The sequence below is a fragment of the Acinetobacter sp. SwsAc6 genome, from assembly GCF_013391565.1.
Taxonomy (GTDB): Bacteria; Pseudomonadota; Gammaproteobacteria; order Pseudomonadales; family Moraxellaceae; genus Acinetobacter; species Acinetobacter cumulans.
Genome location: NZ_JACAXE010000009.1, coordinates 96,875 through 107,832 on the forward strand (window position 1 = coordinate 96,875; position 10,958 = coordinate 107,832).

General features: G+C 37.8%; 6 protein-coding genes. 3 read left to right on the forward strand and 3 right to left on the reverse strand.

Annotated elements, in window-relative coordinates:
- The first annotated feature begins 203 nt into the window (after positions 1–203).
- The 3 genes from HYG93_RS08780 to HYG93_RS08790 all read left to right on the forward strand — a co-directional run bounded on the left by HYG93_RS08780 (position 204) and on the right by HYG93_RS08790 (position 6,393).
- On the forward strand, positions 204–1,484 hold the full coding sequence (locus tag HYG93_RS08780) for a carbohydrate porin (RefSeq protein ID WP_178962364.1): 1,281 nt from the start codon (positions 204–206) through the stop codon (positions 1,482–1,484).
- 165 nt (positions 1,485–1,649) lie between these two features.
- A complete protein-coding gene (locus HYG93_RS08785; RefSeq protein ID WP_178962366.1) occupies positions 1,650–4,052 on the forward strand; it encodes a glucose/quinate/shikimate family membrane-bound PQQ-dependent dehydrogenase in 2,403 nt (800 codons plus the stop codon).
- Between the two features lie 232 nt (positions 4,053–4,284).
- A complete protein-coding gene (locus HYG93_RS08790; protein WP_106985474.1) occupies positions 4,285–6,393 on the forward strand; it encodes a TonB-dependent receptor in 2,109 nt (702 codons plus the stop codon).
- 47 nt (positions 6,394–6,440) lie between these two features.
- Here the strand turns inward: HYG93_RS08790 and HYG93_RS08795 are convergent, their stop codons facing one another.
- The 3 genes from HYG93_RS08795 to HYG93_RS08805 all read right to left on the reverse strand — a co-directional run bounded on the left by HYG93_RS08795 (position 6,441) and on the right by HYG93_RS08805 (position 10,759).
- Entirely contained in the window at positions 6,441–7,511 is a 1,071-nt protein-coding gene (locus tag HYG93_RS08795) for a hypothetical protein (RefSeq protein WP_106985475.1), read from the reverse strand.
- Between the two features lie 399 nt (positions 7,512–7,910).
- Positions 7,911–9,341, reverse strand: a complete 1,431-nt coding sequence (locus tag HYG93_RS08800; protein WP_126132116.1) for a hypothetical protein — start codon at positions 9,339–9,341, stop codon at positions 7,911–7,913.
- Positions 9,338–10,759: an SMEK domain-containing protein gene (locus HYG93_RS08805; RefSeq protein WP_178962368.1), complete on the reverse strand. Its 1,422-nt coding sequence runs from the start codon at positions 10,757–10,759 to the stop codon at positions 9,338–9,340. The genes HYG93_RS08800 and HYG93_RS08805 overlap by 4 nt, the downstream gene beginning before the upstream one ends.
- Positions 10,760–10,958 lie beyond the last annotated feature (199 nt).

A 10,958-nucleotide genomic window follows, 5' to 3' on the forward strand; every position in this document is an offset into this window, starting at 1 on the left:
TTTTATTTATCTTTTTTTGTTTATTGGTTTTAATTTGACTATTTATTAATAATCAAGTATTTAGTTGTGGATTTTTAAATTATTAAAAATATGTATTTTACAAAAAATCACCAAAACTAATACTTTTTAAATATTATTTACATTAAAAAAATATAAAGGGAGTACCATAAATATACATAAATTGTGATCTAGGCACTATTTAAATGAACCTCTCTTCATTAAATAAGGCTGTATATGCAACTTTAGTGGTTTTTTTATTTTCTAATTCAGTTGTTTATGCGGCAGATGCATTTAATCCAGAAAGCCAATGGATGTTGGGTGACTGGAATGGACAACGTACCGAACTGCAAAATAAAGGTTATGACTTCAGCTTTGGCTATACTGGTGAAATGGCCACTTTGCTTGATGCCAAAAAATCATCAAATCATGGCACAGAGTATGCTGATCAATTCGCCTTGGGTGCTCACCTTGACTTGGAAAAAATTGCAGGCTGGAAGGACACCGAAGCGCAAATTACCGTGACACAGCGTAACGGACGCAATCTTTCGAATACTTCTGATGCGCTGAATGGACATCTGAGTTCTGCTCAAGAAGTATGGGGCCGCGGTCAAACATGGCGCCTGACAGACTTTTGGATTAAGAAACAATTCTTAGATCAAAAGTTAGATGTGAAAGTCGGCCGTTTTGGTGAAGGTGAAGATTTCAACAGCTTCGACTGTGATTTTCAAAACCTTGCGCTTTGCGGTTCGCAAGTTGGGAACTGGGTAGGCGACCAATGGTACAACTGGCCCGTCAGTCAGTGGGCTGCCCGTGTGAAATATAGTATTCGTCCAGATGTGTTTGCCCAAGTCGGGGTGTATGAATACAACCCAGAAAACTTAGAACGTGGCAAAGGCTGGAATTTAAGTACAGACGGTTCACATGGCGCGATTATTCCTGCAGAAGTGGTTTGGTCACCTAAAGTAGGTGCAGCCAAATTACCGGGTGAATACCGTGCGGGTTACTACTACAGCACAGCAGATGCGAATGTCATCAACAGCCCTGTCAATGAAAAAGATCATCATCAGGGCGGCTGGGTCGTTGCTAAGCAACAACTGACTGCACATAAAGATGATGCATCACGCGGTTTAAGCGGTTTCGTTAACCTCACAGTGCATGATTCTGACACCAATAATGTCAGCAATATGCAAAATGTCGGCTTGGTGTACAAGGGTGCATTTGATGCCCGTCCGAAGGATGAAATTGCAATTGGTGTAGGCCGAATCAGCATTAATGATGATGTGAATGACGCCAAAATTGCCAATGGCACCGTGGATGCCCGTGGTCTGCAAAGCGAAGAGTATGACGCAGAAATTTATTACGGTTTTCATGCCGCAAACTGGTTAACCATTCGCCCGAATGTCCAATATGTACGCCACGTGGGTGCATATAAAAATGGCGAAAATGCTTGGATAGGCGGTATTAAATTTAATACTGCATTTTAAGTGAATGTTCTTAGTTGCAAATGCACTCTTGATTCTTCTAGCACTTTGATGCATTCATAATTCATGCATGTTGATGGTATCACTGCATTTGGAACTAAGAATAATAAGGTGCCCGTGGATTCCCCATCCATCGGCTTTCTATAGAATCTTTTAAAGGTGTTCAACATGAATACTTCGACATCAGGTTCAGTGCTTAAAACGATATTGGCAGTAGTTGCTGCAATCTTCGGTTTAGGCCTACTGATTGGAGGGATTTATCTTGCAGTACTTGGTGGGTCTTGGTACTACATCATTGCAGGTATTCTCTTCATCGCAACTGCAGTTCTATTACAAAAGCTAAAAAGTTCTGCACTTATTGTCTATGCCGTACTTGTACTCGGTACTGTGGTGTGGGGGCTTTGGGAGGTTGGTTCAGACTTCTTTGCGCTTGCACCGCGTTTAGATATTTTAGGTGTTTTTGGTTTATTGCTACTTATTCCAGCAGTAACCCGTGGTTTTGATGCATCGAAAACCGCACAAATGGTGCTGGGCGGTTCATTGCTAATTACGATTTTAGTGATGATCTATGCCATTTTTAATGACCCGCAAGAAATCCGCGGTGAGTTGAAAACCCAGCAGCCAGAGCAGCACGCAGCAATTCCGGGTGTAGCGGATGAAGATTGGCCTGCTTATGGCCGTACACAATCAGGTTTGCGTTATTCTCCGTTAAAGCAAATTAACTCAGACAACGTCAAAGATCTGAAAGTGGCTTGGGAATATCACACAGGTGAGTTTAAAACTGAGAATGACTCAGGTGAAACCACGAACCAAGTCACACCAATTAAAGTGGGCGACAACATGTACATCTGTACAACCCACCAAAAATTGACAGCGTTGGACCCTGCTACGGGTAAGGCGAAATGGACTTTTGATCCGAAGTTAGTCGCAGACAATACATTCCAGCATTTAACCTGCCGTGGCGTATCTTATTTTGATGCAAATAATACCGTTGGTTTTGAAGCAAGCTTAGCTGCCAAAAAAACTACGTCTGCTGAATGTCCACAAAAAGTGATTCTTCCTGTGAACGATGGCCGACTTGTTGCGGTAAATCCAACTACAGGTAAACCATGTTCTGACTTTGGTCATAATGGTGAAGTTGATCTGCAAAAAGACATGCCATTCCCTTATCCAGGTGGTTATGTGCCAACATCACCTCCAGTGGTAACAGGTACAACCATTATCATTGCTGGTTCAACGACAGATAACTTCTCTACAGAAGAACCATCTGGTGTGATTCGCGGTTATGACGTGAATACAGGTGAACTGCTTTGGGTATTTGATACAGGTGCGGAAGATCCAAACAAAATTCCAGCACCGGGTCAAAAATATGTTCAAAACTCACCAAATGCATGGGCGCCTTTAGCATACGATGCAAAACTTGATATTGTTTACGTTCCAACAGGTGTCGGTACTCCAGATATTTGGGGCGGTAACCGTACGAAGTTACATGAACGTTATGCAAACTCAATGCTTGCCTTGAATGCCACTACAGGTAAATTGATTTGGAACTTCCAAACCACACATCATGATTTGTGGGATATGGATGTACCATCTCAACCCTCACTGGCAGATATTAAAGACAAAGATGGCAATATTGTTCCAGCCATTTATGTATTGACTAAAACAGGGAATGCCTTTGTACTTGACCGTCGCAACGGTAAAGCGATTGTGCCAATTACAGAAAAACCTGTTCCGCAAACAGTGAAACTTGGTCCGCAAACTAAAGGCGAGTGGTACTCTAAAACGCAGCCATTCTCTGACTTTGATATGGCGCCTAAAGACAAATTGACTGACAAACAAATGTGGGGTGCCACTATGTTTGACCAATTGGTGTGCCGTGTTGCGTTCCATAAATTGAACTACGATGGTATTTATACACCGCCATCTGAAAATGGTACTTTGGTTTTCCCTGGTAACTTGGGTGTGTTCGAATGGGGCGGTATGTCGGTTAACCCTGATCGTCAAATCGCTGTAATGAATCCTATTGGATTGCCATTTGTAACCAAGTTGATCCCTCAAGATCCAAATCGTAAACAAACTGCCAAAGGCGCGGGCACTGAAGCGGGTGTTCAGCCAATGTATGGTGTACCTTACGGTGTTGAAATCAGTGCATTCTTATCGCCATTTGGTCTGCCATGTAAACAGCCTTCTTGGGGCTTTGTGGCGGGTGTGGATTTGAATACACATGAAACAGTTTGGAAACGCCGCATTGGTACCATTCGTGACAGTATGCCGGGCATTCCATTGCCACCATTTAAAATGGGTGTGCCAATGTTGGGTGGTTCAATCTCAACTGCGGGTAACGTGATGTTTGTGGGTGGTACACAAGATAACTATATCCGTGCCATTAACGTAACCAATGGTGATGAGCTTTGGAAAGGTCGTCTTCCTGCGGGTGGTCAAGCAACGCCAATGACTTATGAAATAAACGGCAAGCAATACGTTGTGATTATGGCAGGTGGTCATGGATCATTTGGTACCAAAATGGGTGACTCACTGGTTGCCTATGCATTGCCTGATCAAAAATAAGTAAGTCGATGACTCACATTAAAAAAGCCTGATTCGTCAGGCTTTTTTTATCCAGATTTTTAGAGAGCATTGAAAACGATTGACGCATAAAAGTGATGTTGATTTGTTGCTAAAAAACCATATCACACAATATGTCATTAGAATGTTCAAAAAAATACAGATTTTAAAAATAGATAATGTGCTCATGTTGCACAATTTTTATTGAGTGACTTAAATATAAGGTTTGTCATTTATGTATGATCAGCAGAATTTCCCATTTTTAAAAACGACGTTATCTTTATTGATTGCATGTATTGGACAGAGTGTTTATGCGGTAGATGACACAACAAAAGTTCAAACATTAGATACCATTGTCATAGAAGCCACTCGAACTGATCGAGATGTCATGGCGACACCTGCATCTGCGTATTACATCCAGCAAGAGCCACAAAAAGGCATGAACGTTAACCTGTCCGAAGCCTTAAAAGGTGTGCCGGGTTTACAGCTGAATAACCGTGAAAACTATGCACAAGATTTGCAAATTTCCATGCGGGGTTTTGGCGCTCGTTCAAGTTTTGGTGTACGTGGAGTGCGTTTATATGTTGATGGAATTCCTGCGACCATGCCAGATGGACAAGGCCAAACGTCGAATATTGATTTAAATAGCCTTGATCATATTGAGGTTTTGGGTGGCGGACTGTCTTCACTATATGGCAACTCATCAGGCGGCACAATTCTAACCACAAGCCGTGAAGGGCAAGGGCAGGACTCCATTACGTTGGGTTACTCAGGCGGTAGCGAAAATAAAGGTCAGGCCAGTGTTGTACTGCAAGGCGGTGCAAAAAATGCCAACGAACCGAGCTATATATTAAGTTCATCTTATTTTGATACAGATGGTTTTAGAGATCACAGCGCGGCTAATAAAGTTTTAAGCAATGCAAAACTGACGTGGAATTTAGATGATGGTTCTAAAATTAATTGGATAACTAATTACGTTAAAATTGATGCAGATGATCCGGGTGGTTTAGAGAAAAAAGATTGGAAAGAAAATCCTAAGCAAGTCGCAAAAAATGTATTGCTATACAACGCTCGCAAAGATATTGAGCAGCTGCAAACAGGTTTAACGTGGAATAAACCGATTAATGATCAGCACGAAATTTATGCCATGGCCTATGCAGGGCAGCGTTCAGTCACGCAATATCAATCGATTCCGCAAACAGCGCAGGGCGGTGCCAATCATGCAGGCGGTGTGATTGATTTTGATCGTAATTTTTATGGTACAGATCTGCGCTGGACAGGCAAAGAACTTTTGCCTAATTTAAAACTGATTGCGGGTGTTGCAATAGACGCAATGACTGAAGAACGTCGCGGTTATAAAAACTTTATTGGCGAAACCTTGGGGGTTAAAGGTGAACTTCGCCGTAATGAAGACAATACTTTATGGAATCTAGATCCTTATCTTCAAGCATCTTATGCGATCAATGATGCTTTAAGTGTTGATGTGGGGTTGCGTTATAGCAATGTGCATTTTAAAACCGAAGATCATTTTTTAAGTAATGGTGATAACTCAGGTAAAACGGATTATCAAAAACTGTTGCCCTCACTAGCTTTGAGCTGGCAGATTGCTCCTGAACTGATGGCTTATGCGAGCTATGCGCAAGGTTTTGAAACGCCTACATTTACTGAAATGGCTTATCCAGCAGTCACAACAAACACGCCTTTTAGTTTAAAAGCGGCCGAAAGTGAAACCTATGAGCTGGGTTTAAAGTCGGATAATGCACTGGGGAAATTTACCGCTGCTGCGTTTTATACCCTGACTCAAGATGACATTGTGCCTCTTAAAAATGAAGGCGGTAAGGCAACCTTTCGTAATGCCGACCAAACTTTAAGACAAGGCATTGAATTGTCATGGCAAAAAGATGTATGGCGTGATTTGACCGCACAAGCCAGCTATAGCTATATAGATGCAACTTTTGATAAAGACACGGTAGATATTGCAGGGATTAGCCCAATTCCAAACGGCAACAATATTCCGGGGATTGCCAAAAATCAGGCGTTTTTAGCTTTAGGGTGGAAACCTGAAACTGGTTTACACGCAGGTGTTGATGTGCGTTATAGCGATAAAGTTTATGTAGATGATATTAACTCGGATACAGCACCGAGTTATGTGGTTGCTGTTGCAAATATCGGCTACAAATGGACAGTGAATGACTGGGCATTTAATACCTTTACACGTGTGGATAATTTATTTGATAAAGATTATTCGGGTTCTGTGATTGTGAATGAAAGTAATAAGCGCTTTTTTGAGCCAGCAGAAGGGCGAAATTGGAGTGCGGGCTTGAGTGTGACGAAGAGTTTTTAATAGAAATATCATTGTTGCAGCTTTTATTTTTATTTATGTTGAAAAGATCATTCGATGGCTAACTGCGGAGAGTCATCGATATTCGATTCAGGGGGGTTACGAAAATAATCAATCTGTAAAAGCATTGGCCCTAAATAAAGAGGTAACAGTATTAAGAATAGATAAATAAAAATGGTATTTTTCTGCTCTTGATAGGTATTGATCATCGCACTTTTTGGGATAGATAGATCAGTACTGCTAAGTGATAGCAAAAGTACATGGTGAGTCGTATATTGATTTATATTTTTTGCATAACCAATGCGGACAGGTTTTTCTGAAAGTGAACTGAGACGATCACAGGAGTCGTAAGTATCTATGAAATCGCAGTAAATCGTGAAAATATCCCCTTGTGCAGTATGTAGTTCGGTATCTGTCCACGACCTGCGACTTTTACCTGAACCGACGGATTTATATTCATTATGGATGATCCCTTCAACAAAGTTTTCCCGAATAGATAAGAGTTCTTGGCTTTGAAACTTTAGTGTTTCTGGGTATTTATGTAATTCATAGAGTGTTAATTGAAAGAATAATAATGTAAAAACAAAACTATGCCAGATCAATCCAGTATGGGTTAATTTATTATCTTGTATAAAGATGATCATAAAAATGATTGCAATGATAAGTAGATAACAAATGTGAAATTTTAAGCCTAGAAAACGATCTGAATTACACACCCACAATGCAATACAGGAGTAATACATACTACAACTATAAAAGATGAGTTTTTGGCGTTTATTGAGAACTTGAATACGTTTAATTTTGTCTTTTAAAGAAGTTTCCTTTTTGTCACATTTTTCTGTACTAGAACTTTCAACTTCTATCAGTTTGTTATGGTCTTGGTCGATTTGTTGTACATACGAGACTAGCTGATTTTTATCAGAAGAAAGGGCTGTAACTTTTTTACTATCTGCTTGATAGTAGAAATAGACCGAAGCATTTTTATATAAAGTTGTGTCTTCAATTAAAATGGTGTCAGCATCAAAAATATAATGCTGTTTTTCAGATTGAATGATGCCTGAACGATTATTTCCAGAATAATAGTGAATAATGCCTTGCTGAATCAGCGGAGCTTCTGTCATATTTTATTTTAAGTTTTTGATTTTAATGAATTCTAACATTATTTATTGAAATAAAAAATCCCGCCATTAGGACGGGATTTTTTGAATCCGTCAGATGACACATAAGTTGTCATTTTCCATTTCAAAAATTCAAGAGTTTAGCAATTCTTGCGACACATAATGACAATCTCAACGACACAAGAAGTGTCATTTTCAGAGTTTTATGACACATAAGTTGTCATTTTCTAAAAATTGATTTTTGTTATAACCAAATGCATAAAAAATTAAATTATTATTTATTTTGGTCTAGCCAAAAAATCGGCATGATAAAAAGCATTGAAACTATCCATTCCAATCAATTGTGATAAGAATATTAAATGAGTGTTCGTTTACTAATCTTAAGCTTTATTGTTTATATTCTCACATATAAAAACTATAGTTAACCTGAGGGTTTTCATTGGGAGGAACATACTTAATGATATCGCCAACTTTTTGGGCACACTCCAAAGTAATTGGTAATCGACCATCTAGTTGAGTATTATTCCAATTCATTTTTGTTAAACCTAGAATTTCTTTACATAATTCCTCTAAAGAAGAGTCATTTTCGTGTGCTGAAACTAATATCGGGTTTGGTATATACATTCCAGGATATGTTTTATAAAAATCTATAAATCCTTTGGTATATAGAATAGCTGTATTGTCATTTAACGTCATTAAAGTCCCTCGATGAGGAGGATAATGTCCTTCTCCAAAAAGCCTAATATTTGTGTTTGTAATTGATACAAAATCTTTAGATCGGATTCCTTTTTCTTCTATAGCCTTTGAGAAGCCTCTGATTTCTGAATCTCTAAATTTACTCGATTTATGGATAACAATTCTTGCTGGCATTTGATATAAAGCACGATCATATTCTGTTAACGCATTCAGTAATAGTTCATAGGCTTGTTCTTCATTCATGAATGGACGTTTATCGTCTTTGTCTAAGGCCACTGGACTCCCCCTAAGAATAACACCATGCCCAAACTCATCAAAAACTTGAGCTAAGCTTGAAGAAACGGTTTCTCTATCAAGGCTATAATAAAAACCTACACCGATATAGCATGTCTTAGGTTTGTATTTATCTTCTACTAATCGCCATGGAACAGTTCTATTGCCTTTGTAATATAGTGCAGTACAAAAATTCCAAGCTCTAGTGGCAATATCTTGTCGACCAGCTAGTTTATCTTTATCAAGACTAGTTTCTTGGATAAGTTGAAGTGGTATACCTAAATGCATACATTTAGCCTTTAGCAATCGACGAAAATTACATTCAAATTCTTCGTTTCTAATATTTTCCTCATTTTCATTCATTGGTTCTGTTGAAGATGTATCCTTAGTCAAAGCTTTATATAAATCATCGGGAATTGCACAAATAATTACATCAATTGATCGATTTTCAGATAAAAATCTAATTTGGTCATAGTAGAGTTCAACGCAACTACGTACTCTTTCATTACGAGTCGGTAATTTAATTATCTTCATAATTTCAGTACGTTGAAGTGGTCTAGAAAATTGAGGGGAACGGATTAAGCGAGTATAGAATCCATAAGTTTGATTAATCCCTCCAAAACCACGAAATAAGTTTGGATATGGGGTTTCGGCTTTACCTAGAATCGCATGAGTACAATAATCAAGCCAAACATCTAGCATATCTAGACCTTCGCCCCGACCTACCATACCAACACGCAGTTCATTGCGTCTTAGTTCATCTTTCTTATCGTAAACTCCTTGATTTTCAATACCAGCTTTCGGGCAAATATGAATACCATTTCCGAACTCAAGACTTGGTTCATCTAAAATTTTAAGTTTCATTCTATACCCTCCCAAATTTTTTCTTCTGTATCATCTGTGATTAAAAGTGCGTCAGTTAAAATTGGACCTGTTTCACTTGTCATTTCTAAAAGATTTTTATAGCTAATTTCACTAGCTCTAGAAGGAGTATCATGTGCTAGAAAGTAGGCTAAAAATCTTACAAGATTTTTTACTGATTGATTATGTTCAAGACGTTTCTGTTTAGAAAGCAGATCTTCATGAAAGCGTGATTTTTTATAGCCATTATATGTATAGAGCCAACTAGGGATAATATTACAAAACCATAGATCTTCAATATTCATGAAAGATATTGAAAAGCTAAGATGTTTATGATGTGCAATTTTAGTAGGGTCCTTTTTTGATAGAACCTTTTCATAAACGGTACGAGTAGCTTTTTTCTTTCCTACCCAAGTTTCTGATCTATGGTTTTCTTCTGATGTAAAATAAAAGCTTTTATTTTCTTGATTCCAATATACATCTCTAAGTTTGAGCCTTTCGGTTGTTGCTTTATGAAGTAGCTGTTTAAAAATGTTTAGATTATCTATTGTAGTACTATGACAAAGGTCTTGAGACGACAAGATTTCTATATTGTTTTTATCAACTATTCCATTGAATATATTGACATCTTTTTCTAAGTTAATAAAAGTAAAAAGTTTATTTTCATAACAGACCCAAGCATCAGAAGATTTATTAGCTAATAATAAGGCAAGCTTGACGATAAGGCTTTTATTTGCTTTATTTTTCTTAAAATTTAGTTGTGCTCTAGCCTCTTTAATGATTTCTTTATCATCGATAATTAAGTCAGCAACATAGATGTTTTCAGGAAATTCAACTGACACAAGATTGCTTAGTAAGGTATGAGTTTTTTCTTCATTTTCTGATAAATAGGATATTTGTGAGTCAATTTCACCCAAAATTAGCTTAAATTCACGAAGTATTCTTTCTTGAGTTGGTATTCTTAAGGCAGTGATACGTTCAAGTAAGTTTCCTAAATCAATAATGTGTTCATTTGCATAAAATTCAAAATAATCCTCCCTTATTTGGTCTATAACACTTTGGCTATAAGATGACTGCTTTTTAGTAAGCATTAAAATAAATAATTCATCAAAGGAATTATAAAAAGTTTTTTCTTTGAATTGAGTTAAAGTTTTTTTTACTTTCTCTAAGTTTGTACTTGAAGTAATTTGAAATGCTACGCGGTCAAATTCATCTCCGAGGTCAATTCCAGGATAATTCTTTTGTTTCCTGTTTAAGTTCGTGAGATTACTTAAATTAAAAATCGATTTGAGAATGGGAATGAAAGCATCTTCTAAGGCGAGATTAATATCATACCTATTCTGCTTAGTGGATAATTCTACTTGGGTAATAATCCGGCTTACAACATCCCTAAGTTCATTTTCTATTTCCAAAATTTTCAAAAGGCACCTCTGGATATAAATAAGCATTAAGTCAAGGTTAAGTAAATATATTTTTTATATATTAGCCTCTTAAGATATTAGTAAGCATCCGGCTAACACAGCCTTACCAAGCGATCCTATAAGCCTTAATTTAGTTCCCACCTAAAAACAAGTGGGGACTTAATCCATGAACATGGATATATATTCAGCAACACCTCCT

Coding starts and splice junctions, on each gene's coding strand:
- HYG93_RS08780 (WP_178962364.1), top strand. CDS start 204: ATGAACCTCTCTTCATTAAATAAGGCTGTATATGCAACTTTAGTGGTT.
- HYG93_RS08785 (WP_178962366.1), top strand. CDS start 1,650: ATGAATACTTCGACATCAGGTTCAGTGCTTAAAACGATATTGGCAGTA.
- HYG93_RS08790 (WP_106985474.1), top strand. CDS start 4,285: ATGTATGATCAGCAGAATTTCCCATTTTTAAAAACGACGTTATCTTTA.
- HYG93_RS08795 (WP_106985475.1), bottom strand. CDS start 7,511: ATGACAGAAGCTCCGCTGATTCAGCAAGGCATTATTCACTATTATTCT.
- HYG93_RS08800 (WP_126132116.1), bottom strand. CDS start 9,341: ATGAAACTTAAAATTTTAGATGAACCAAGTCTTGAGTTCGGAAATGGT.